The 24,797-nt window shown below is 41.8% G+C and carries 22 protein-coding genes, 4 tRNA genes and 1 rRNA gene (1 of these 27 only partly in view); 24 read left to right on the forward strand and 3 right to left on the reverse strand.

Annotated elements, in window-relative coordinates; translation table 11 throughout:
- From BIV16_RS12990 to BIV16_RS13020, 7 genes are all read left to right on the forward strand, one after another.
- Positions 1-1,096 (forward strand): 23S ribosomal RNA (locus BIV16_RS12990); it begins 1,792 nt to the left of the window's first position.
- A gap of 67 nt (positions 1,097-1,163) precedes the next feature.
- Positions 1,164-1,236, forward strand: a tRNA-Asn gene (locus BIV16_RS12995).
- A gap of 22 nt (positions 1,237-1,258) precedes the next feature.
- Positions 1,259-1,330, forward strand: a tRNA-Glu gene (locus BIV16_RS13000).
- An 11-nt stretch (positions 1,331-1,341) separates the two neighbouring features.
- Positions 1,342-1,412, forward strand: a tRNA-Cys gene (locus BIV16_RS13005).
- A gap of 315 nt (positions 1,413-1,727) precedes the next feature.
- Positions 1,728-1,798, forward strand: a tRNA-Cys gene (locus BIV16_RS13010).
- A 388-nt stretch (positions 1,799-2,186) separates the two neighbouring features.
- Positions 2,187-2,507: a PadR family transcriptional regulator gene (locus BIV16_RS13015; protein WP_075680250.1), complete on the forward strand. Its 321-nt coding sequence runs from the start codon at positions 2,187-2,189 to the stop codon at positions 2,505-2,507.
- Positions 2,508-2,549: 42 nt separating this feature from the next.
- A complete protein-coding gene (locus BIV16_RS13020; RefSeq protein ID WP_075680249.1) occupies positions 2,550-3,542 on the forward strand; it encodes a permease prefix domain 1-containing protein in 993 nt (330 codons plus the stop codon).
- A gap of 243 nt (positions 3,543-3,785) precedes the next feature.
- Here the strand turns inward: BIV16_RS13020 and BIV16_RS13025 are convergent, their stop codons facing one another.
- Positions 3,786-4,418, reverse strand: a complete 633-nt coding sequence (locus BIV16_RS13025; RefSeq protein ID WP_075680248.1) for a hypothetical protein — start codon at positions 4,416-4,418, stop codon at positions 3,786-3,788.
- Positions 4,419-4,732: 314 nt separating this feature from the next.
- Between BIV16_RS13025 and nadA the strand changes: the two genes are divergently transcribed.
- The 7 genes from nadA to trxA all read left to right on the forward strand — a co-directional run bounded on the left by nadA (position 4,733) and on the right by trxA (position 10,630).
- Positions 4,733-5,638 carry a quinolinate synthase NadA gene (gene nadA / locus BIV16_RS13030; protein ID WP_075680247.1) on the forward strand — a complete coding sequence of 302 codons (906 nt, stop codon included), beginning with the start codon at positions 4,733-4,735 and terminating at the stop codon, positions 5,636-5,638.
- A gap of 49 nt (positions 5,639-5,687) precedes the next feature.
- Entirely contained in the window at positions 5,688-6,989 is a 1,302-nt protein-coding gene (locus BIV16_RS13035; protein ID WP_075680246.1) for an L-aspartate oxidase, read from the forward strand.
- A gap of 86 nt (positions 6,990-7,075) precedes the next feature.
- Positions 7,076-7,930, forward strand: coding sequence for a carboxylating nicotinate-nucleotide diphosphorylase (gene nadC, locus BIV16_RS13040; protein WP_075680245.1), 855 nt, complete (start codon positions 7,076-7,078; stop codon positions 7,928-7,930).
- Positions 7,931-8,034: 104 nt separating this feature from the next.
- Positions 8,035-8,586: a transcription repressor NadR gene (locus tag BIV16_RS13045; protein ID WP_075680244.1), complete on the forward strand. Its 552-nt coding sequence runs from the start codon at positions 8,035-8,037 to the stop codon at positions 8,584-8,586.
- A gap of 199 nt (positions 8,587-8,785) precedes the next feature.
- Positions 8,786-9,214, forward strand: a complete 429-nt coding sequence (locus tag BIV16_RS13050; RefSeq protein WP_075680243.1) for a MarR family winged helix-turn-helix transcriptional regulator — start codon at positions 8,786-8,788, stop codon at positions 9,212-9,214.
- 141 nt (positions 9,215-9,355) lie between these two features.
- Positions 9,356-10,231, forward strand: coding sequence for an NAD(P)/FAD-dependent oxidoreductase (locus BIV16_RS13055; RefSeq protein WP_075680242.1), 876 nt, complete (start codon positions 9,356-9,358; stop codon positions 10,229-10,231).
- A 90-nt stretch (positions 10,232-10,321) separates the two neighbouring features.
- On the forward strand, positions 10,322-10,630 hold the full coding sequence (trxA, locus tag BIV16_RS13060; RefSeq protein ID WP_075680241.1) for a thioredoxin: 309 nt from the start codon (positions 10,322-10,324) through the stop codon (positions 10,628-10,630).
- A gap of 71 nt (positions 10,631-10,701) precedes the next feature.
- Here trxA and BIV16_RS13065 read toward each other — a convergent pair whose 3' ends face one another.
- Positions 10,702-11,544 carry an AraC family transcriptional regulator gene (locus tag BIV16_RS13065; RefSeq protein ID WP_075680240.1) on the reverse strand — a complete coding sequence of 281 codons (843 nt, stop codon included), beginning with the start codon at positions 11,542-11,544 and terminating at the stop codon, positions 10,702-10,704.
- Between the two features lie 167 nt (positions 11,545-11,711).
- Here BIV16_RS13065 and BIV16_RS13070 point away from each other — a divergent pair, with 167 nt between their 5' ends.
- The 6 genes from BIV16_RS13070 (at position 11,712) to BIV16_RS13095 (ending at position 18,507) form a co-directional block, all read left to right on the forward strand.
- A complete protein-coding gene (locus BIV16_RS13070) occupies positions 11,712-13,484 on the forward strand; it encodes an ABC transporter ATP-binding protein (RefSeq protein WP_075680239.1) in 1,773 nt (590 codons plus the stop codon).
- Positions 13,477-15,267 (forward strand): ABC transporter ATP-binding protein, encoded by a 1,791-nt coding sequence (locus tag BIV16_RS13075; protein WP_075680238.1) that lies wholly within the window; start codon positions 13,477-13,479, stop codon positions 15,265-15,267. Before BIV16_RS13070 ends, BIV16_RS13075 begins: the two co-directional genes overlap by 8 nt.
- A gap of 80 nt (positions 15,268-15,347) precedes the next feature.
- Entirely contained in the window at positions 15,348-15,728 is a 381-nt protein-coding gene (locus BIV16_RS13080) for a PadR family transcriptional regulator (protein ID WP_075680237.1), read from the forward strand.
- Positions 15,691-16,362: a hypothetical protein gene (locus BIV16_RS13085; RefSeq protein WP_075680236.1), complete on the forward strand. Its 672-nt coding sequence runs from the start codon at positions 15,691-15,693 to the stop codon at positions 16,360-16,362. Before BIV16_RS13080 ends, BIV16_RS13085 begins: the two co-directional genes overlap by 38 nt.
- Positions 16,363-16,609: 247 nt before the next feature.
- Entirely contained in the window at positions 16,610-17,632 is a 1,023-nt protein-coding gene (locus BIV16_RS13090) for a DNA cytosine methyltransferase (protein ID WP_075680235.1), read from the forward strand.
- The gene (locus BIV16_RS13095; protein WP_075680234.1) at positions 17,617-18,507 is read left to right on the forward strand and encodes an Eco47II family restriction endonuclease; all 891 of its coding nucleotides are present in this window, start codon (positions 17,617-17,619) and stop codon (positions 18,505-18,507) included. The genes BIV16_RS13090 and BIV16_RS13095 overlap by 16 nt, the downstream gene beginning before the upstream one ends.
- Before the next feature lie 64 nt (positions 18,508-18,571).
- Here the strand turns inward: BIV16_RS13095 and tyrS are convergent, their stop codons facing one another.
- Positions 18,572-19,810 (reverse strand): tyrosine--tRNA ligase, encoded by a 1,239-nt coding sequence (gene tyrS, locus BIV16_RS13100; protein WP_075680233.1) that lies wholly within the window; start codon positions 19,808-19,810, stop codon positions 18,572-18,574.
- 914 nt (positions 19,811-20,724) lie between these two features.
- Between tyrS and BIV16_RS13105 the strand changes: the two genes are divergently transcribed.
- The 4 genes from BIV16_RS13105 to BIV16_RS13120 all read left to right on the forward strand — a co-directional run bounded on the left by BIV16_RS13105 (position 20,725) and on the right by BIV16_RS13120 (position 24,761).
- Positions 20,725-21,609 (forward strand): HAD family hydrolase, encoded by an 885-nt coding sequence (locus BIV16_RS13105; RefSeq protein WP_075680232.1) that lies wholly within the window; start codon positions 20,725-20,727, stop codon positions 21,607-21,609.
- A gap of 211 nt (positions 21,610-21,820) precedes the next feature.
- Positions 21,821-22,969, forward strand: a complete 1,149-nt coding sequence (locus tag BIV16_RS13110) for an ABC transporter ATP-binding protein (RefSeq protein ID WP_075680231.1) — start codon at positions 21,821-21,823, stop codon at positions 22,967-22,969.
- Entirely contained in the window at positions 22,966-23,838 is an 873-nt protein-coding gene (locus tag BIV16_RS13115; RefSeq protein WP_075680230.1) for a carbohydrate ABC transporter permease, read from the forward strand. The genes BIV16_RS13110 and BIV16_RS13115 overlap by 4 nt, the downstream gene beginning before the upstream one ends.
- Positions 23,839-23,921: 83 nt before the next feature.
- Positions 23,922-24,761, forward strand: a complete 840-nt coding sequence (locus BIV16_RS13120; protein WP_242940362.1) for a carbohydrate ABC transporter permease — start codon at positions 23,922-23,924, stop codon at positions 24,759-24,761.
- The last annotated feature ends 36 nt before the right edge of the window (positions 24,762-24,797 follow it).

Raw genomic sequence — 24,797 nt, forward strand, 5'->3', positions numbered from 1 at the left:
CGAAACCGAAAGGTGATGTATATGGGCTGACGCCTGCCCGGTGCTGGAAGGTTAAGAGGAGAGGTTAGAGCAATCGAAGCTTTGAATTTAAGCCCCAGTAAACGGCGGCCGTAACTATAACGGTCCTAAGGTAGCGAAATTCCTTGTCGGGTAAGTTCCGACCCGCACGAAAGGCGTAATGATTTGAGCACTGTCTCGACAATACATCCGGTGAAATTGAAGTACCAGTGAAGATGCTGGTTACCCGCGCCAGGACGGAAAGACCCCATGGAGCTTTACTCCAGTTTGGTACTGGGATTCGGTACTGCATGTACAGGATAGGTGGGAGACTAAGAAACTTGAACGCCAGTTTGAGTGGAGTCGCTGTTGGGATACCACCCTTGCAGTATTGGGTTTCTAACCTGTCACCGTGATCCGGTGAAGGGACAATGCCAGGCGGGGAGTTTGACTGGGGCGGTCGCCTCCGAAAGGGTATCGGAGGCGCTCAAAGGTTCCCTCAGAATGGTCGGAAACCATTTTAAGAGTGCAAAGGCAGAAGGGAGCTTGACTGCGACACCGACGGGTGGAGCAGGTAGGAAACTAGGACTTAGTGATCCGGTGGCATAAAGTGGGATTGCCATCGCTCAACGGATAAAAGCTACCCTGGGGATAACAGGCTTATCACTCCCAAGAGTTCACATCGACGGAGTGGTTTGGCACCTCGATGTCGGCTCATCGCATCCTGGGGCTGTAGCAGGTCCCAAGGGTTGGGCTGTTCGCCCATTAAAGCGGTACGCGAGCTGGGTTCAGAACGTCGTGAGACAGTTCGGTCCCTATCCGGCGCGGGCGGAGGATATTTGAGAGGAGCTGTCCTTAGTACGAGAGGACCGGGATGGACGAACCACTGGTGTATCTGCTGTCGACCAACGGCATGGCAGAGTAGCCAAGTTCGGAAGGGATAAACGCTGAAGGCATCTAAGCGTGAAGCCCCCCTCAAGATGAGATATCCCTCCTTCGGGAGTAAGACCCCTTGAAGACTACAAGGTAGATAGGGCAGAGATGGAAGCATGGCAACATGTGCAGTTGACTGTCACTAATAGGTCGAGGGCTTGACCAAAAAGTTTCTTAGAAATCTGTATGAAGTTTTGAAGGTACAACAGAAATGTTGATTACTTTCAATTTATTCCTCGATAGCTCAGTTGGTAGAGCACGCGGCTGTTAACCGCGCTGTCGTAGGTTCGAGTCCTACTCGGGGAGTTTTTTTATGCTCAAAATTTATGGCTCCGTGGTCAAGCGGTTAAGACATCGCCCTTTCACGGCGGTAACACGGGTTCGATTCCCGTCGGAGTCACTTATATATATGGCGACATAGCCAAGTGGTAAGGCACGGGTCTGCAACACCCTTATCATCGGTTCAAATCCGATTGTCGCCTCTAGAAAGACTGAGTTTTAACTTGGTCTTTTTTTGTAATAGGAACAATATTTCCTATTGCGGAAAAAATGCTCTGCAATCATTCCACATATTTTAAGAAAAAGAGGTTATTATCCACATAAAAATTATGAAAAGTGGGAAAATGTGTGATAAAAGAAGTGTGATGTGCATATAATATCAAAGAAAAAAATTTGAAAGACGAGTTGAATGTACAATAAAAAATAAATTACAAAAAGAGTATTGACGAATAGAATACGTTTTGTTAGAATCATCTTTAGACAGTATATTTTATAAAATGATATACTAAAATGAATACGGCGACATAGCCAAGTGGTAAGGCACGGGTCTGCAACACCCTTATCATCGGTTCAAATCCGATTGTCGCCTCTGGAAAGACTGAGTTTGAACTCAGTCTTTTTTTGCTTTATAAAATGAACACTATAACAAAACGAAGATGCAAAGAGAAGAAGTTATGAGGATAATTTGCAAGGAAGATTTGTGATAATTGGCCGGCATATGATAAAAATATAGCGCTCACCGAATACAATTCATTTTCCGATGTGGGGGTGGAGTATTCAGGAAAGCGTGATTGCGTAGAACATGGTGCAATTTTGGAAAATGGATAACATGTCTGGAAAAAGTACTTGACCTGTCGTAGTAATTATGATATAACTACTACGACAGATGTAGTACGACAGTTGTTTTAAAAATTTATTTTTATATTGCACAGCGAAAGACTGGGTTTAGAATATCTAAGAAAAAGGAGGGAAAGGGTGTGTTAAGCAGCGACGTTATGCGTGGCTATAATGATCTTATGATTTTATCATTACTTATGGAAAAAGATTCCTACGGGTATGAAATTTCAAAGGAAATCCGAGATAAATCAGATGAAAAATATAGTATGAAAGAGACGACATTATATTCCGCTTTTTCCCGGTTAGAAAAAGCTGAGTACATTCAATCTTATTTTGGAACAGAAACAAATGGAAAAAGAAGAACATATTATTCGATTACACAAAATGGACGTGAATTTTTCAAAAGCAAATGTGAGGAGTGGAATTTGGTAAAGGAAATTGTTGATAGTTTTGTTTTGTAGATGAATGCGAAGAATGGGAATTGAAAAAAGGAGGAGTTTAGGATGGAGACAATATTCAATTATTTGGAAAATATGTTTTTGCAATTACCACAAACACCGGAAGTTTTGCGTGCAAAGCAGGAACTTGGTAACATGATGGAAGATAAGTTTCAGGAATTGATAGCGGAAGGCAGGAAAGAAAATGAAGCAGTCGGAATTGTGATTTCTGAATTTGGAAACCTTGAAGAATTAGCAGAAGAGTTGGGAATTTCACAGGTTGTAAATCATCAGAATGTAGAACGGGATACATCCCGTTATGTGGATAGGGAAGAGGCGGAAGCATTTATTGAAATGTCAAGGAGAACATCCATATGGGTATCATTTGGCGTTATGTTATGCATTTTGTCACCGTGTGCGCTTATTTATATAGGTACACTTCAGGATTATTCGAAAAATGGTATTTCAGATGGCATGATTGTTTTGTTTGGATTAATTCCGTTACTCCTACTCGTTGCAATTGCGGTTGTGATGTTTTGCTGGAATGGCATGAAGATGGAAAAATATGAATACATGAAAAAAGAAAACTTTCAGATGGATGCTGCTTTTAAAGAGGGTTTGAAACAAAGACAGGAGCAGGAGAAGCCAAAGGCAACCTTGAAACTTATTATTGGAATTTTACTTTGCATTTTTTCTGTAATGCCCTTCTTAGTTGTTGGAGCAATGTTTGATGATGATTTGTATGCTGCATATGCACTTATTTTTCTTTTGGTTATGGTTTCTGTTTCTATCTGGTTTTTCATTGCAGGTGGCAGTACCGTGAATTCGCTAAAGATATTACTTCAAGAAGAGGAGTTTTCAAAAGAAGGAAAAAAGAGTCAGAAATTAATGGATGTTATCGGTGGAATTTATTGGCCAATTGCAACCGTAATTTATTTGGGTTGGAGCTTTTGGACAATGGATTGGGGATTCACCTGGATTGTATGGCCGATTGCCGGAATTCTGTATGGCGTAATTGCATCTATCTGTAATATTGTTCAAAAGAGTGTGTCACAATAAAAGATAAATTATTTATCAAGATAGAAAAGAGGATAATCCTTTCTAAGGAAATCAAGTAACAGAAAAAATATTTTTATAAATAGGAGACAAAAAGTCCCCGATTTGTACTAGCAGCAATTGTTAGATGTCTAATCTAACTTTTTCTATGGCACGAATCGGGGACTTTTTTAAATCTGTGAATCTAAATCAGAATCAAATACGAAACTTGAATAAATGATTGAATCAGAATCTCTTTTAAATCAATTACTGATTCTGAGTAGGCTGCTGATTCTGGTCAGGCTGCTGATTCTGGTTAGGCTGTTGAGCCTGGTTAAAGTTGTTAGGCTGCTGGTTGAATCCCTGAGCCTGGTTAAAGTTGTTAGGCTGCTGGTTAAATCCCTGAGCCTGGTTAAAGTTGTTAGGCTGCTGGTTGAATCCCTGAGCCTGATTGAAGTTGTTAGGCTGCTGGTTGAATCCCTGAGCCTGATTAAAGTTTGGAGCCTGGTTTACAATACCAAGAGCCCAGTCAGCAAATTTTCCAGCGAGAGGAATATTTGCGTCGTTTCCCTTCATATTTGCAAACAAACCAACAAGACAGAAAATGAAAACAATTAAATCAATCAAAGAATTGATGATGTTTAAAATGGTGCTCCATACACTGCTGATAAATGGAATGTTATACGCAAAGTCTGTAATGTTTAAAATACTAGAAATGAAAGAAGCAATCAGACAAAGACAAAGAGCCTGAATAACCTGACGTGTTGCCCATTCATTTTTTTCTACGAGAAGCACGACACCTAACAGTAAAAATAACAGGGTGCTATATCCCATAAATGCAAGGATAAATCCAACAACTCCATAGAATGATACGCGTAAACCTAATTTTCCCTTTTCCATAACAAAATCCTCCTAAGTTTAAAATATTATAACTACAAATGTCAGCCTATCAGAAAAATTATATCGTTTTCAGATTATAAAAGCAAGCAATCTTTAAAAGTTTGTAAAAAACCGGGCATTTGTCAATGGAAGAAAGAGAAAAACCGATATATTTTTCATTGTAAAAGAAAACGGAAAATCCCACAAATCCAGAAGGAATGGATGTAATTTCAGACAAAATACAACTGATTTTACATGTGTCTTGTCACATGACAAGATAAGTGATATAATACAAAACATGTAATTTCAAAGGAACCATTTTGAGGAGAGAATGTATGACGATAGCAGAAGAAATACAGAAGTTGAAGAAAGAGAAAAATGCAGTAATTCTCGCACATTATTATGTGCCGGATGAGGTGCAGGAGATTGCAGATTATGTCGGGGATTCCTTTTATTTAAGCAAGGCTGCGACAGAGGTGTCAGCGGATACGCTTGTTTTTTGCGGGGTATCTTTTATGGGAGAGAGCGCAAAGATTTTAAATCCACAGAAGACAGTTCTAATGCCGGATGCAGCCGCAGATTGTGCGATGGCACATATGGTTGATGTGGAAAAGATTGAGAAGATGAGAGCGCAGTACGATGACCTTGCGGTTGTCTGTTATATCAATTCCACTGCCGAGATTAAGGTGCATGCGGATGTCTGTGTGACATCTTCTAATGCAGTGAAGATTGTGAAAAAACTGCCAAACAAAAATATTTTCTTTATTCCAGACGGAAATCTGGGACGTTACGTGGCAGAGCAGGTGCCGGAAAAAAATATTATGTTAAATGATGGTTACTGCCCAATTCACAATGCTATGACAAAGGAAGAGATTTTAAAGGCAAAAAAGGAACACCCAAATGCCAGTTTTCTGGTTCACCCGGAATGTACCAAAGATATTTTGGAAGAGGCTGATTATATTGGAAGTACAGCGGGGATTATTGACCACGCAACAAATGCGAAAGCGGAAGAATTTATCATTGGAACGGAGATTGGTGTTTTCTATGAATTAAAGAAAAAGAATCCGGAAAAAAAATTTTACACCATTTCTAACCACCAGATTTGTAACGATATGAAACTCGTTACCTTAGAAAAAGTAAAGGAAGTTCTAGAAACGGGAGCCAATGAGGTGAACGTATCCGAGGAGGTTCGCACAGCAGCGATGAAACCATTAGAGCGGATGCTAGAACTTGGAAAATAAATAAAAAGAGAAATGCTTTACCAAGAGTAAAGAAGAAAGTTGTGAGAATATGAAAACTGATATTTTAATCGTAGGAAGCGGATGCTCCGGTTTATATTGTGCATTACAGCTTCCAAGAGACAAACAAATTACCGTTATTACCAAAGCAGACCTAGAGAGCAATGATTCTTTTTTAGCGCAGGGCGGAATGTGTATGTTGAAAGATGAGTCCGACTATGACAGCTATTTTGAGGATACGATGAAGGCAGGTCATTATGAGAATGACAAAAAATCAGTTGAAATCATGATTCGTTCTTCCCAGGATGTCGTTCGTGATTTGTTATCCTATGGAGTTGATTTTAAAAGAGAGGAAAACGGTGAGTTAGCTTTTACCAGAGAGGGCGCTCACTCCCAGAAAAGAATTGTATTTCATGAGGATATTACAGGAAAAGAAATCACAAGCCATCTGTTAGAGCAGGTGAAAAAATTACCAAACGTCACATTAATGGAGTACACAACCTTATTGGATATTGTGGAAAAAGAGAACACCTGCTATGGTGCAGTGTTGAGAATGCAGGATGGAAGCATTGAATTAGTGGAAGCGGATGATACTGTACTTGCATCAGGTGGAATTGGCGGACTTTACAGACATTCTACGAATTTCCGCCATTTGACCGGGGATGCACTTGCGATTGCAGCACGTCATGGTGTAGAATTAAAAAATATCAATTATGTTCAGATTCATCCAACCACACTTTATTCAGAGAAAAAGGAAGATCGAAGCTTTTTGATTTCAGAATCTGTGCGTGGAGAAGGTGCGAAACTTTACGATAAAAATATGAATCGTTTCGTCAATGAACTTTTGCCAAGAGATCTTTTGACAGAGGCAATTCATGAGCAAATGAAAAAAGACCATACCGATTATGTATGGGAGGATTTGCGTACGATTCCAGCGGACGAACTGAAGAGTCATTTTCCTAACATTGTAGAACATTGCCGCGAGATGGGTTATGACGTGACAAAAGAGTGCATCCCGGTTGTTCCGGCACAGCATTATTTTATGGGTGGAATCAAGGTAAATCATCGCAGCAAGACAAGTATGAACCAGCTTTATGCAGTTGGTGAGACAGCATGCAACGGTGTACACGGACGAAACCGTCTGGCAAGCAATTCATTGCTGGAGAGCCTTGTTTTTGCAAAAAGAGCGGCACAGGACATGGTTGCAAAACAATCCGCCTGTCGCCATGACAGCAGTGTGTTTGAACAGGTTGATTTGAGTAAGTACCAGAATAAAGAAGAGCTGGCAAAAGAATACGAAAAGACAGTCTGGGATGAGATGGAGAAAGCGGAACAGCAGTCAAAATTAGCATAAATCTTGCATTTGATGACATGCATGAGATATGTGAAAGAAAGTGCTGAAATGAAAAATAAGAATATCAAATAGAAAGAGGAAACAGTATGTACGATCAGGTTACGTTAAAATTAAATGTAGATCCACTTATCATGAGTGCATTAAGAGAGGATATCACGAGCGAGGATGTCTCGACAAACAGTGTGATGCCGCATCCACAGGCAGGGGAAGTAGACCTTATCTGTAAGGAAGACGGAATCATTTGCGGTCTCCAGGTATTTGAGCGGGTGTTTACGCTGTTAGATGAGACGACAGAGGTAGAATTTTTTGTAAAAGATGGAGATGAGGTAAAAAAAGGACAGCTGATGGCAAAGGTACACGGTGACATCCGTACCCTTCTTTGCGGAGAGCGTACAGCCCTTAATTATTTACAGAGAATGAGCGGAATTGCAACCTATACACATTCTGTCGCTGCACTTTTAAAAGGAAGCAAGACAAAACTTTTAGATACCAGAAAAACAACGCCAAACAATCGTATTTTTGAAAAATATGCGGTTCGCATCGGTGGTGGAAACAATCATCGTTACAACCTTTCCGATGGTGTGTTGTTAAAGGATAACCACATCGGAGCTGCCGGTGGCGTGAAGGAAGCAGTCACAATGGCAAAAGAGTATGCACCTTTTGTCCGTAAAATCGAGGTCGAGGTTGAGACGCTTGAGATGGTAAAAGATGCAGTAGAAGCCGGTGCAGATATCATCATGTTAGATAACATGAGCCACGAGCAGATGCAGGAGGCGATGCACATCATTGATGGAAAAGCAGAAGTGGAAGTTTCCGGTAATGTCACAAAGGAAAATATCAGCCGCTTGACAGACCTTGGAGTGGACTTTATTTCAAGTGGAGCATTGACACATTCCGCACCGATTTTAGATATTTCCTTAAAAAATCTTCATGCAGTCTAGACGTTTTTGGAAGAGAGCGATATAGTATTATTTAGAGAGGTTTTAGGCGCGTAATGCTGAAAGCAGCATTACCAAGAGCATGAGAATAAAAGAAAGGAACAAACATGAGCGGGGAAACAAGAAGAAAGCAGATTGTGCAGTTACTTTCACAGAGTGAAAAACCGATTCCTGGTGTAACACTTGCTGAGAAATTTCAGGTCAGCAGACAGGTGATTGTACAGGACATCGCATTAATTCGTGCAAACGGCGTTGATATTTTTTCCACAAACAGAGGTTATCTGGTGCACCAGCAGACACAACAGGTCAGCCGTGTATTTAAAGTTATGCACGAGGATGAAGATGTGGAGGACGAACTGAGTACCATCGTAGATTATGGCGGACAGGTAAAAGATGTTTTTGTATACCATAAAGTGTATGGAGTTGTGCGCGCAGAACTGAATATCAAGTCGCGTATTGACATTGTCAATTATTTGAAAGAAATCAGATCCGGAAAATCTTCGTTGCTCAAAAATGTAACATCAGGGTATCATTACCATACGATTTTGGCGGAGACGGAGACTTTGCTGGATTTAATTCAGGAAAAATTACAAGAAAAAGGTTATCTGGCGAAATTGCAGGATTATGAGCCGGTTGATTTTTGGAGTAAGGCAGAATAGGGTAAGCGAGGCTTACCCTGTTTTTTGGACTTTATAGGATTTGGGGGCAAAAAGCAGCTTACAATTTTCTAATGTTCCCACAAAGTTACAAAAACAGTTGACAAAAGTAAGAGCATACGTTATTATGAATTCACAATCAATTGAGTTCAATTAAATTTAACACATTTAAAGTGAGAGATTCAAAAGGGAGGGGAAGAAGATGGATTCGTATGAGAAACTCAAATTAGAAAATCAGCTTTGTTTTCCATTTTACGCAATCTCGCGCGAAATTATCAAGAAATACAAGCCAGTGTTAGATCCATTTCACCTGACCTATACGCAATACATCACAATGCTGGTGCTTTGGGAGAAGGAAAGTATCACTTTCAAGGAACTGGGACAGAAATTGCATCTGGATTCCGGGACAATGACGCCGGTTGTGAAGAAGTTAGAACAGATGAAATTGATTCACAAATATAGAACCAGGGAAGATGACCGTGTTGTGATGGTAGAGCTGACCGAGCAGGGACGCAGTCTAAAAGAAGAAATTGTAAAAGTTCCAGAGGCAATGTCCTGTCAGATGCAGCTAGAACCGGAGGAAGCATTACAGTTAAGGAAATTGCTGGATAAGATGTTGCAGCAGTTTTGAGAAAAAGAAGTGGGAAATTCGAAAAGTGGATTTCCTTTTTCTGGGAAAAATCGGTTGAGTTCAATTAAATTTATGTAAATTTGAAGATAGCTGGTATCTTTTTTATAAAAATAGGAATGATACAAACAGGAGGAATGCGAAATGGGTGAGCGTTATGATATTGCAATTATTGGAACCGGACCGGCTGGATTATCAGCAGCTATCACAGCGAAAATTCGAAACAAGAAGATTTTGCTGATTGGAAGTAAGGATTTGAGCCCGAAAGTGCAGAAGGCACATACCATTAAAAATTATCTCGGCCTGCCGGATATTGGCGGTGAGGAGTTGGGAAAGCGTTTTGCGGAACATCTGGAAAACATGCAGATTGAAATCATGGATGAGATGGTGACGGCGATTTACCAGATGGGAGATTCCTATCAGCTTCAGATTGCCGGGAATTTTTATGAAACTACATCTGTAATTCTGGCAACCGGTGTCAATTTTGGAAAGCCGTATCCGGGTGAAAATGAACTCTTAGGAAGAGGGGTCAGCTATTGCGCAACCTGTGATGCGCCGTTATATAAAGGAAAAACGGCAGCAGTGGTCGGTTTTTCCGCAAAGGAAGAGGCAGAAGCAGCGTTTCTTGCTGAGGTGGCGGATAAGGTTTATTACCTGCCGATGTATAATGGGGAGGTAAAGTTACCGGGAAATATTGAGGTGCTTCATGAGAAGCCGCTTGAAATCAAAGGTGGCATGAAGGTGGAGGCATTTGTGACCGAGCAGCAGGAGTTAGCAGTTGACGGAGTGTTTTTGCTGCGTGAATGTGTTTCACCGGACAAGCTGGTTCCGGGATTAAAGCTAGATGGCAATCATGTCGAAGTAGATAGAAAGATGGCATGCAATTTAAAAGGATGTTTTGCATGCGGAGACATCACAGGTGCGCCGTACCAGTACATCAAGGCAGCAGGCGAAGGAAATGTGGCAGCACTTTCTGCAGTGGCATATGTGAGTGAATGCAAACGAGAGAGTGCAGACTAGAGCAGCAATGAAAAAGGATATCGTGTGAAAAATTCACATGTTGTATACCAATTTGATATGCGCAAAGAAGCGCAGGAATGGAGGATTATTATGGTAAAGAAAGTAAACGAAGCAGAATTTAAGGCAGAAGCATTAACAGGTACAACAGTAGTTGATTTTTCGGCAACATGGTGTGGACCATGCCAGATGTTAGCACCGGTGTTAGAGGAAATATCCGACAGCCAGGGCGATGTGAAGTTCTACAACATTGATGTAGACCAGAATCCGGGAATCACCCGCGAGTACGGCATCATGAACATCCCGGCAGTGTACTTACTGAAAGACGGACAGGTTGTCGATAAGCAGATTGGTTTCCTGCCAAAAGAGCAGTTAGAAGCATGGATTAATCAGGCAAAATAGGAAGAATCCCCGCACAATTTTTCACGGAATCCTGCGTGAACCGGATGTGAAAGTTGTGCGGGGATTTTTTGTTACACTTCCTTTTTAATCTTCGATGGGGAAACCCCATATTTTTTCTTAAAAAGCTTGCTGAAATGGTAGACGTCATCGTAGCCAACGGAGGATGCGACTTCCTGGATGCTGCCGTTCCAGCCGTTTTCTAACAGTTCTTTCGCTTTTTCCAGCCGGATGTTGATTAAGTGGCGGATTGGGGTATCGCCGGTCTCGCTTTTAAATATCTTTGAGATGTAAAACGGGCTTAGATACATATTCTCTGCGATGCGGTCTAAGGAAATTTTTTCTGCGTAATGATCCTCAAAATAATTGACAATCTGCTCGACCACGTATTTTTTGTTGGTGGAGTCGAAGGAACATCCGGGAGCGGAGCCTTCCGGTTTAAACTGTTCGCGCAGGATGATGAGCAGCATCTGCATGAGGTAGGACTGCAGCATAAAGTAGCGTCCTTCCTGATAAGTCATGTTCTCTAAGGACATGGAAGTGCAGATTTTAAAAAGCTTCTGGCGGAGTTCACCGGTCGTGTGCAGGATGAAATTGCCCGATGGGAGCGGAATCATATTTTTCTCATACCCGCGGAACTGCACATCGGAAAATCCCACGAAAAACTCAGTGGCGGGATGTCCCGGCGAGGTGACGAGAGACTGGTGTTTGCAGCCGGGATTTAAAATAATCAAATCGCCTTCGCTGACCTCATAATAGTTATCGTCAATCAGGTAAGTACCATTTCCCGATAAAATAAAATCCATCTCAATATGGTCGTGGCTGTGATAAGACAGCTCATCGTGCGTCCTCGTCGCAGACCAGATAAATAGAAAGGTTGGATTAAAGTTCTCAATTAAATCATTCCGACAGCGCATAGTGGCGTCCTTTCCAAGTAAAAATTCTAATTCTATTGTATCTTTTTCCAAAAGAAAAGTAAAACAAAATGTGACATCAAAGGGGCAAGATAGTACATTTCTTTTTTGGCAAAACATTTTATACTAGGGTACACAACAAAATTTGGTGCGAACGAGGAGGTATGAAAATGACACCAATGAAATGGTTTTTTTCTTTTTTGAAAAAATACAGAGGGTTGATGGTTCTGGGAATGGTTTTGACTACAATATTAGCTGTATTGTTGGTTGTCAATCCATATTTGTCCGGACAGATTGTCGATCAGGTTATTCAGGGGCAAAATTATGACCTGCTGATGCCGATGGTTGCCTGTCTGTTGGGCGTGACGATTGTGCTCGGAATCTTACGTTTCTTCTATCAGCTTGTCTTTGAGACAGCGTCACAGGGCGTGCTCTACGATATGCGTGACAAAGTCTACCGGAAGCTGTTAGAGGAGGATTTCGCATTTTACAACAAAAAGCGGACGGGTGATCTGATGAGCCGTCAGACAGGGGACATGGACGCTATCCGGCATTTTGTGGCGTATGTTATTTATAATGTCTATCAGTATTCGTTGATGTTTTTGTTTGCGCTCATCATGATTTTTACGGTGAATGTGAAGCTTGCGCTCTGCATGGTGGCGGTGCTTCCGTTTACGGCGCTGTGCACGTATTTTCAGTCGAAGGATGTTTATCCGGCGTTCCAGCGCAACCGGGACTGCTTTTCGTCCCTGAATGCGTTTGTGCAGGAAAATGTCAGCGGAAACCGCGTGGTAAAGGCATTTGCGAGTGAACAGTATGAGATTGAGCGTTTTGAAAAAGAAAATGATAAATTCCGCGATGCGCAGGTGGCGGCATCGAGAGTTTGGATGAAATATGTGCCGATTTTTGAAGTGCTTTCCTATGCGCTGACGGTGATTCTGATTTTATACGGCGGCTACATGGTGATTCAGGGCGAGATTACATTGGGACAGCTTGTAACGGTCAACGGTTATCTCTGGATGCTGAATACGCCGCTCCGTATGGCGGGATGGCTGGTCAATGACATCGGCAATTTTGTGACCTCGGTTGAAAAAATCTACCATACATACAGCGAGGAACCGGATGTCAAAACACCGGTGCGTGAACACAAACGGCAGCAGTTAAAGGGTGCCGTTGAGTTTCGGGATGTTTCGTACCGTGCGGATGATGAGGACATCATTCAGGATATTAATTTTAAAGTAGAGCCGGGAGAAACGGTAGGAATTATCGGTTCCACCGGAGCAGGAAAATCTACGGTGATGAATCTGCTCTGCCGTTTTTATGATGCAACGGAGGGGCAGGTATTGGTGGATGGCACGGATGTGCGGGAGATGGATTTGTATGCACTTCGCGATAATATTGGAATGGCGATGCAGGATGTGTTCCTTTTCTCGGACACAATCGAGGGAAATATCGCATACGGAAGGTCGGACAGCAGCTTTGAGGAGGTGCGCCAGGCAGCCATCAAGGCGGACGCAAACCACTTTATCAAGCAGCTCCCGGAAGGGTACGATACGATTGTCGGCGAGCGTGGCGTTGGTCTTTCCGGTGGACAGAAACAGCGTATTTCGCTGGCGCGTGCTCTTTTGAAAAATCCATCCATCTTAATTTTGGATGATACGACTTCGGCGGTGGATATGGAGACGGAGAGCTACATTCAGGAGCAGCTTGGCAGAATTGAAAAGGATTGTACGATTTTCATTATTGCATACCGGATTTCTTCTATTAAAGATGCAGATAAAATACTCGTGATGGACAACGGCAGAATCGTGGAGCAGGGAACGCACGAGGAGCTTGTAAAAGCGAACGGTTACTATGCTTCGGCGTTCCATCACCAGTATGGAGAAGTGCCGGAGGAAATCAAGAACGGAAGTTACAAGAAAGGGGGAAAACAGAATGGCTAGAAACCGTTATGATGTGGACGAAGTATTAGAGGACAGCTTCGACATCAACCAGTTAAAACGCTTAGCGTCCTACATTGCGCCCTACAAAAAGAAAATGGCAGGCGTTATTGTTCTGATGCTTCTTTCCTCGGCAGCGACAATGCTGATACCGATTTTTTTACAGAATGTAATGGATACCTGTATCCCGGAAAAAGATATGAAAATGATTGTAGTTTATAGCCTGCTGACGCTGCTCATCGCGTTTTTCTCTGCATGGGCATTGCGCATAAAAATAAAGACAATGAGCGTGGTGGGACAGGATATTGTTCACCAGATTCGTTCCGATATTTTTGCACACTTGCAGGAACTGCCGTTTTCTTACTACGATGACCGCCCACATGGCAAGATTCAGGTGCGTGTCGTCAACTACGTCAATAGTTTAAGCGACCTGCTCAGCAACGGTATTGTAAATACTTTTACCGATATGTGTAACCTTGTTTTCATTCTGATATTCATGCTGTATTTAGACCCAAGGCTCACGTTAATCTGCCTTTGCGGTCTGCCGTTTCTTGTGCTTGTCATTGTCTTCATCAAGAAAAAACAGCGTGTGGCATGGCAGATTCAGAGCAATAAGCAGTCAAACTTAAATGCCTACATCGCCGAGAGTATCAACGGAATCCAGGTAACGCAGTCTTTTGTGCGTGAGGAGGAGAATACCGGAATTTTCAACCATTTGAGTAAAAATTACCGGAAATCCTGGATGCGTGCGGTTACATACAATTTTACAATGGGACCGAGCGTGGATATTATTTCCACATTAACTACAATCGCAGTTTATATTCTTGGTGTGCGCTGGATTTTAGCACCGGACGGAAACCTGACCGTCGGTGTGCTGGTAGCGTTTACAGCATACATTGGAAGATTCTGGACACCGATTAACACATTGGCGGGATTTTATAATACGCTTTTGACCGCAATCTCTTATTTGGAGCGAATCTTTGAGACGATTGATGAGCCTGTTCTGGTAAAAGATGCACCGGACGCAAAAGAAATGCCGGAAATTAAAGGAGAAGTCCGGTTTGAGCATGTGACATTCGGCTACGAAGAGGGGCAGAGTATTTTAAAAGACATCAATTTTACGGCGGAAGCAGGAAAAACCTACGCGATTGTCGGACCGACCGGAGCAGGAAAGACCACGATTGTCAATCTGATAAGCCGGTTTTACAACGTAAACAGTGGAAAAATCCTCATCGACGGAGTGGATATTGCAGGCGTCACGCTTCATTCACTCAGAACCCAGATGGGAATTATGATGCAGGACAGCTTCATTTTCTCCGGAACCATATTAGACAATATCCGTTATGGAAAACAGGATGCCACGGAGGAAGAAGTGATTGCAGCAGCAAAAACGGTGTGTGCCCACGATTTTATCATGAGCATGGAGAATGGTTACCACACGCAGGTCAACGAGCGTGGAAGCCGTCTGTCCGCCGGACAAAGACAGTTAATCTCGTTTGCGAGAGCATTGCTTGCCGACCCGAAAATCCTGATTTTAGATGAGGCGACTTCAAGTATCGATACGGAGACGGAACTTCTTTTACAGAAAGGATTAAACGAGTTGTTGAAGGGAAGAACTTCTTTTATCATCGCGCATCGTCTTTCCACGATTCGCAACGCGGATTGCATCATGTACGTGGATAAAGGCAGCATCTTAGAGCGCGGAAATCATGATGAGCTGATTGAGAAAAAGGGCGAATATTATGACCTCTATATGTCACAGTTTGATTTTCTGGCTGCGGAGTAAAAATAGATTGACAAATTCACTATCTTGCAATACAATATAGCAAAAGCTACTTTGTATTGCAAGATAGAGGAGGAAGAAACGTGATACCATCACAAATGCTGAAAGGGACACTGGAAGGCTGCATTTTAAAGGTTATCAGCGAGAAGGAGACATACGGATACGAGATATCTGAAAAGCTGCGTGCATACGGTTTTTCGGACATTTCGGAGGGAACGATTTACCCGCTTTTGCTCCGGCTTGAGAAAAATGGGTTGATTACGGCGGAGCACCGCCAGTCACCAGTTGGACCGAAGCGCAAATATTTTTCTATTTCCCCGGAGGGAAAAGTGGAATTGGAACAGTTTTATGTGAGCTGGCAGGAGCTGTCCGGAGCAATCAATCGTATTTTTACAGAAACAAAGATGGAATTGGAGGGCATGGAACATGATGCGAAAAACAAGAATGTTACAGAAGGAAAATAATCGTCTGGATGAGCAGATTTTAGAAGAGAACCAGGAAAAATTTACAGATATGATCTGTTATCTGAGGGGGTCTGATTTAACCGATTATGATGTGGAATCGGTTCGTCATGACCTGACAGAGATGGTGCTGGCGGCGCAGGAGCGCGGCGAGGGAATTGATGCAGTAATTGGAGAGGATTATAAGGAATTTTGTGACAGTGTGATTGAGACACTTCCGAAGAAGACACCGAAGCAGAAACTGGTGGAAAAATTGGATATGATTTGTCTATGCCTTTCTATTTTGTTTGCGATTAATATTGTGCTGTCGAGAGATACTATTGAGATGATAAAAAATGCAATCGTGGGCGGGCAGGTCAATCTGAATATTGCCATCAGTGCTTGGACGGCGTTATCAATTGTAGTGATTATCTTGGTGGCAAATTTGATTGTAAATACGATTGTAAAAAATGCCATGGAAAAGGAGAAGATGCAAAAAAGAGGTGCGGAAATAGCGGGTGTTATCGTGGTCACACTTTTACTTTTCGTATTTGCGTGGGTTGGAAAAGGAACTTTGTTTACGGTGAATATCTTTGTGGCGTGTGCGGTGACGGTTGCGCTGTTTGGGCTGCATAAGGGGTTGGAGAATATTGTATAGAAACATCCTAAGAAGTTTTAAAGCATAGGAAGATAAAGGAAAATTCCATATCTTCCTTTTTTAGTGGAAAAACAAAATGGATAATCATACTTTTTTATGATATTCTATAATAGGATTGACATTTTTTAATTTGTTAAGATAGAAAGGTGTTCATAATGACGGTTAATTATGAAAAAAAACGAGTCCTAAAAAACGGACACCCTAAAAGATATAATGAAAAGACAATAGGCAGAAAAAGAGGTATATTATGTTTACGACAATTGAATTATTTGCAGGTGCCGGAGGCTTGGCATTGGGTGTTGAAAAAGCAGGATTTCATACGATTGGACTGATTGAATTTGATAAGGATGCGTGCGATACATTGCGTACGAATAGACCTGAATGGAATGTAATATGTGATGATATTGCAAACATTTCTGGGCAGAATCTGGAAAAATTATTTAACATAAAAAAAGGAGAATTAGATCTTCTGTCAGGCGGAGCACCATGTCAGGCTTTTTCCTATGCAGGTAAAAGACTTGGACTTGAAGATGCAAGAGGAACACTATTTTATCATTATGCGGTTTTTCTTGAAAAGCTACAACCGAAGATGTTTTTATTTGAAAATGTAAGAGGATTACTCACTCATGATGGTGGAAAGACTTACAGCACCATTCTAGATATTTTTGAAAAAGCAGGATATGAAATTCAAAAGGAAGTCTTAAATGCTTGGAACTATGGTGTAGCGCAGAAAAGAGAACGATTAATGACAGTTGGCATTCGAAAGGATCTTGCTGGTAAAATAAAATACTCGTTTCCAACGCCACATGAGTACAAGCCAATACTAAGGGATATTTTGCAGGATGTTCCTGAAAGTGTAGGTGTTCCATATGGTGAGAGTAAAAGAAAAATATTTGAATTAGTACCACCAGGGGGATATTGGAGAGACATTGATCCGGAAATTGCAAAATCATATATGAAGAGCTGTTGGGATATGCAAGGTGGCAGAACAGGAATATTGAGGAGAATGAGCATGGATGAGCCTTCGCTGACGGTATTGACATCTCCATCCCAAAAGCAGACAGAACGTTGTCATCCATTGGAAGCAAGACCATTTACAGTAAGAGAAAATGCGAGATGTCAAAGCTTTCCGGATGATTGGCAATTCTGCGGAAAGGTTATGTCACAGTATAAGCAGGTAGGAAATGCGGTACCGGTTAATTTGGCATATGAAGTTGCAAAGGAAATTTACAATGCACTGGAGGAAGGAAAGGAATGGATTGGAAAATAAAATTTATAACGGAAGAAGACTTTATAGAACACGTTAGGGCAACTATTGAGAAGTATGGAGATAAACTGGAGTCATTTGATATTAAGCGCTTTAATAAGAATATCATTGATCCAATTAAATTAATTTTTGATAAAACAGTATATCGTTCAACATGGGATGAGATTGTAAGTAATGAAATTTTTAGACAAAGAGATAAGGCAAATAATAATGATATTGGGTATTTTCATCAAAGAATATTCCAGTATATTGCAAACTGCCACGTTCCCGAAAATGGAAAAGAAGGTGGATGGGATGTAATATACAACAATCCAGATGGAATTAAGCTGCCAGATGGAGATGTGGTTCATAATGTTTATGTTGAAATGAAGAATAAGCATAATACAATGAATTCTGCATCCGCAGGTAAAACGTATATAAAGATGCAGAATCAGTTACTGAAAGATGATGATTGTGCCTGCTTTCTTGTAGAAGCAATTGCTCAAAAATCGCAGAATATCAAATGGGAAACAACGGTTGACAAAAATAAGGTTTCTCATAGACGAATAAGACGAGTAAGTTTAGATCAGTTTTATGCGATAGTAACTGGTGAGGAAGATGCATTCTATCAAATTTGTATGGTGTTGCCTGAAATCATTGAAAATGTAGTCAATAGTGGAGAAGGTATTAAGGTTCCAGAAGATACAGTATTAGATGAACTTAAGAATATTGCTATTCAGATTGGAGAAGACTCTGAGAAGATGACAATGGCTATGGCTGTATACATGTTAGGATTTAATACATATAACGGATTTAGGGATTATCTGAAAGAAGAATCAAGTGTTGAGAGTGATGCACTTAAAAGACTATATATGTATGCGAAAATGGTGAATAAATAAAAATTGAATTAACAAAAGAGCAGCTACTTTTTTATAACTGCTCTTTTCCTATTTTTAATCGAACCTATTTCACAAGAATCTTCACAAATTTCTTCTTACCACGTTTTAAGACAAGACCTTCGCCTGCAAAATCAGATGCAGTGTAGGATGCTTTTACGTCGGTTACTTTTTCATCGGCGAGGGAAACACCGCCCTGTTCTACGGCACGGCGTGCATCGGAACGGGAAGGAGCCAGCTCGGTTTTTACTAATAAAGCAAGGATGTCAAGGGAACCTGCAACCGGGCTGTCTGCAAAGTCAGCTTCGGTAAGCTCTACGGTTGGCATGTTGGAGGAATCTCCGCCACCTGCAAATAAAGCGTGGGAAGCTTCTTTTGCTTTTTCCGCTTCTTCTTCGCCGTGAACCATCTTGGTCAGTTCATATGCTAAGATTTCTTTTGCCTGATTCAGCTGTGCGCCTTCCCAGTTTTCCATAGCATCGATTTCTTCTAATGGAAGGAAGGTGAGCATACGGATACATTTTAAAACGTCTGCGTCGGCAACATTTCTCCAGTACTGGAAGAACTCGAATGGGGAAGTCTTGTTCGGGTCAAGCCAAACAGCGTTTCCGGCAGTTTTTCCCATTTTCTTGCCCTGGGAGTCTGTTAAAAGTGTGATGGTCATTGCATGCGCATCTTTTCCGAGTTTTCTACGAATCAATTCGGTACCGCCGAGCATGTTGCTCCACTGGTCATCTCCACCGAACTCCATGTTACAGCCGTATTTCTGGTATAACATGTAGAAGTCGTAACTCTGCATAATCATGTAGTTGAATTCAAGGAAGGAAAGACCTTTTTCCATTCTCTGTTTGTAACATTCTGCACGAAGCATGTTGTTGACACTGAAGCAGGCACCTACTTCGCGGAGTAATTCCACATAGTTGAGTTTTAACAGCCAGTCAGCGTTGTTGACCATAAGAGCCTTGTCATCGCTAAAGTCGATGAAACGCTCCATCTGGCGTTTGAAACATTCTGCGTTGTGGTCGATGTCTTCTTTTGTCAGCATTTTTCTCATGTCGGTTCTTCCGGATGGGTCACCAATCATGGTTGTTCCGCCACCAATCAAAGCAATTGGTTTGTTGCCTGCCATCTGAAGACGCTTCATTAAAGTGAGCGCCATAAAATGTCCGGCAGTCAAAGAATCAGCGGTACAGTCAAAACCAATGTAGAAAGTAGCTTTTCCTGCGTTAATCATGTTCTTGATTTCTTCTTCGTTTGTCACCTGGGCAATCAGGCCACGGGCAACTAATTCATCGTATAATGTCATTGTAGTTCTCCTTTATATAAATGATTTTAAAATGTTTTCGTAGTTGTCATTTTGAGAGGATGCAAAAGTCTTTTGCAAATCGTATCATGGGAATCGCCTTTGTATCCATCAAAAAAACCCCCGTCCTTCTATCAAAACGATAGAAAAGGACGAGGGTATAAACTCGTGTTACCACCTTTATTCGCAGACCATTCACACAATCTGCCTCATTGAGTGTCTGTCAACACTCCAGCGCTCATAACGTGCGCCACTCCGTTGCAGCCTACTTACTCCATACATCTAACTACAAATGTAAAAGAATGTTCGGTACAAAGCTCAGGGATGTATTCACGATAAGTTTCCCATGCACCTCTCATCAGCCGGTTGCTTTCTGTCTGTTTCACTTATTGCTACTTTTTCCCGTCAAAGCTGTTTCGCATATAGCAGTCATGACTTAAAGACATTATAAGCATCTGAAAAATCATTTGTCAAGGAAAAGTTCTGGAGAGTGGGACAATTCTGTCGGGTGATGCCGGTAGTAAAAGAGTGTGCAAAGTTTATTTAATTAACAAATTATATAAAGCTAAGGCTATTTTGTTCCGATGTACGAATATAAGAAAATCTAAGTATGCCTTATAAAGGTATTTTGAAGTGACGTGAACGGCGTTCAACGAGTCGTCCATGACTCGTGAAGCCTTGTTCTGCCGTCCGTGGCAGAACAGCACTGAAAATTGATAGGCATACTAAGATTTTTTAATATTCTCCCAAAGTTACAAAAATAACCTTATCTTTATGTAATTTGTCATTTACAAAACTCCAAGCAATCTTTTACCACCGGCATCACCCGGCAGAATTGTCACCTTTCGCAATCTGAAATTGTGTCTTTACGTTTTCTGTGTTACGATATAGGAAGACTTTGGAAAGGATATAGAAAAATGAAGGTAGTATTTTTAGATATAGACGGAACATTGGTGGATTACAACGGAAATGTGCCGGAGTCCACAAAGAAGGCGATTTTGCAGGCAAAGGCAAATGGACATAAAATGGTGCTTTGTACCGGACGAAGCAGATTTCAGATTCCAAAGAAATTATGGGATCTTGGAATGGATGGTGTGATTGCAGGCGCAGGAGCATTTGTAGAGGTATTTGACAGTGCAGCAGAAAAAGGAATTTCTGCAACTGATGAAACTGTCCCAAATGATTCAAAAATTACAACAACAGGCACAATTCTTTGTCAGATGGTGATAGATGCCGAGCATGCCAAAAGTTCTTACGATTATTTAGAGGGAAACGGCGTCCTCTACTGCTATCAGGGCGAGGATGGAATCGTTTTAAATCAACGCAGCTACGACGGAATGATGGAGATTGACCGTTTGAATGGAATGAGCGAGGAGATGATGGAGAGTCTGCATGGCGTGATTCATCTGACAGAGACACCGTGGGATGTTCCGAATCTGGAGAAAATCATTTTTTATGATGCACCGTTTACATTGGAACAGGTAAAAGCGGACATGCTGCCATATTTTGATACGGTTGCGCTAAGCCTGAGCGGTACCGAGGGTGTGTGCGGTGAGATTGGACTTAACAATATCCACAAAGCGACTGGAATCAAACTTTTCTTAGAGCATGTAGGAGTTGGACGTGAAGATTCCATCGCCATCGGGGACGGACCAAACGATCTTCAGATGATGGAGTACGCCGGAGTCGGTGTTGCAATGGGGAATGCAAAAGAAGAGGTAAAAAAATTAGCTGATATGGTGACAACGGATGTGACGGATGACGGAATCTATCATGCTTTTGAGAAATTAGGATTGTTGTAAAAAATAAGAAAGTGTCGGAGTGCCCGGCTGTGGTTTGAAAAGAAACTGCAGCCGGGCTTTTTTGTTTTATAAGAACTGCTTTTGCCACCCAATTCCTTATACAGAACCATACAAAACATTTACATCCATTTTACGGACAAATGTGGTGTATTTTACAGAGAGAGGGTAAAGTAGGGTTCATGTTTGAGAGATAGATTTGGAGGAAAAAGAATTGGCAGAACTGACCTTACATAATGTTTGTAAAAAGTATCAAGCGGATGCCTATGCAGTGGAAGATTTTTCTTTAGAGACAAAAGGAAAAGAATTTATTGTGTTTGTGGGTCCATCGGGATGTGGAAAATCAACGGTACTTCGCATGATAGCAGGACTGGAAGATATCACAAGCGGGGAGCTTTGGATGAATGGAAATCTGATGAACTATACCGAGCCAAAAGAGCGTAACGTTTCTATGGTTTTTCAGAATTATGCGTTGTATCCGAATATGACCGTGTATGACAACATGGCGTTTTCCTTACAGATACGGGGTGAAAAGAAAAAAGAAATCCGCGGCAAAGTCCTTGAAGTGGCAAAAATGTTAGAGATTGATGGACTTTTAGAGCGAAGACCAGCAGCACTTTCGGGCGGACAGAAGCAAAGAGTCGCAATCGGAAGCGCTATTTTGCGGGAGCCGGACTTTTTCCTGATGGATGAGCCGCTGTCAAATCTGGATGCAAAATTAAGAACACAGATGAGGACAGAGATTGCAAAGCTTTATCACAAATTGAATGCAAGCGTGATTTATGTGACGCATGACCAGACGGAGGCGATGACGCTTGGAACCAAAATTGTGGTGCTAAAGGATGGAAAAATCTTGCAGGTGGATACGCCAAAGAATCTGTATGAACACCCGGCAAATCGTTTTGTTGCGGGGTTCATTGGTTCCCCATCTATGAATTTTGCAAAAGTTCAGGTTGCGCTTCATGATAATGCAATTTACATCGATGCGGATGGTTTTCAAATTCCAACAGGTGAAAAATTAGCGGAGTATTTCAGGAGAATTGGGTATTGGGGAGAGTACGTGACGCTTGGAATCCGCCCGGAATGTATTCATCTGTGGGAGAAGACATTAGAAGAAATGGGAGAAGGTAAGGACGGTCTTTATACCGAGCCATTTGAGGTGGAGGTAGAAGCAACCGAGCTTCTTGGCTCTGAGCAGAATGTTTTTTTCCGGATGGGACAAGAAAAATGGTGCGCAAGAATGGATGCAGCGCGAACTTTTTTAAAGGGAGAAAAAATCAAAATCTGTCTGGAACGGGAAAAAATGCAGTTCTTTGATTTGAATACAGAGAAAAATATTTTGCAGGAGGGAAATGTGAGATGAATCGTAGAAAAAAAGGAGCTGGATTCTGGCAGGGATACCTGTTTTTGTTACCGAGTTTGATTATTTTTGGCGTGTTTTTATTCTATCCGTTTGTAAAAACCATCTACTTAAGTCTTTTTAAGACGAATAAAATGGGGCAGGCAAAATTATTTGTCGGATTTGGAAATTACGCGGAGCTATTGACGTCAAAGTCGTTTTACAACAGCCTGTTTGTGACGGTGGAATTTGTAGCAATTGTTGTAATCGGAAGTATGTTATTAGGACTTTTAGGGGCAATGTTGTGTAACAAAGCGTTTCCGGGAATCCGCGTTTTCTCGACGGCTTACGCACTGCCAATGGCAATCGCATCCAGTTCTGCAGCCATGATTTTTAAAATTATGTTAGACCCGACGATTGGAATTGTAAATAAGCTGTTAAAGCTGAACATCAACTGGATTCAGGACCCGAAATATGCGCTGATTTGTGTGGCGGTACTGACGGCATGGTTAAACAGCGGGATTAATTTTTTATACTTTTCAGCAGGACTTAGCAACATCGATGAGAGCATTTACGAAAGAGCCGCCGTGGATGGGGCAAACAGCGCGCAGATGTTTTTCCGATTGACACTGCCGGGACTTGGACCAATCCTTTTTTATACGATTGTGGTCAATATTATTCAGGCATTCCAGTCCTTCGGACAGGTCAAGATTTTGACGCAGGGCGGACCGGGAGAATCTACAAATCTGATTGTCTATTCGATTTACCGCGATGCCTTTTTCAATTACCGGTTTGGAAGTGCAGCAGCACAGTCAGTCGTTTTATTTATCATCATTATGATACTGACGCTCATCATGTTCCGAATTGAGAAGAAGGGAGTTTCGTATTCATGAGTACAGTGACATTAGATTGGAAAAAAACGGGCATCGCCATGCAGGAGCTATCCCCGGAAGAATTAAAAGATTTGCACCGGGCGATGAGTAAAATGGGCGAGCGAAAAAGAGTACGCCGAAAAGCCATTCTGCTTTGTGCGAATCTTGTGGTGGCATTTGTCATACTTTTGCCGCTCCTGTACGCAGTAAGCGTCGCTTTTATGCCCTCCTCGGATTTGTATACCATGGAAATGAACCTGATACCGTCGCATCCGACGCTTGAAAATTTCAGACAGGCATTGACGAAAATACCGTTGCTGCGGTTTGTCGTGAATTCCTTTTTGGTAGCTGGACTTATCACCGTGGGACAGATTATTTCATGTTCGCTGGCAGCGTTTGCATTTTCGTTCTTGGATTTTAAGGGAAAAAATGTACTTTTCATGCTGGTTATGGCGACGATGATGATTCCGGGAGAGGCAACGATTATCTCAAATTATCTGACGGTCAGCAGCTGGGGCTGGCTGGATTCCTATAAGGTTTTGATTATTCCGTATCTGACAAGTGCGATGGGAATTTTCTTATTCCGGCAGTTTTATCTGAGTTTTCCAAAATCGTTATATGAAGCAGCGAAGTTAGACGGCTGCGGAAATATCCGATTTATTCTTACGATTTTGATGCCGCTTACCAAATCCGGTATCGGTGCCATGGTAGTTTACACATTTATCAACGCATGGAATATGTACATGTGGCCGCTTTTAGTAAACGGCTCGAATGAAATGCGGACCGTGCAAATCGGAATCAGCATGTTAAACAGCGTGGACGCACAGTCCATCACGATGATGATTGCGGGAGTTGTAATGATTATCCTGCCGTCCATCTCAATTTTTATTATCGGACAGAAACAGTTAATTCGTGGTATGTTCTCCGGTGCGGTAAAAGGTTAGCACCAGAGTTTCATATAAAAAACAGTACTCAAAAAA

This window comes from Roseburia sp. 831b (genome assembly GCF_001940165.2).
Lineage (GTDB): Bacteria > Bacillota > Clostridia > Lachnospirales > Lachnospiraceae > Roseburia.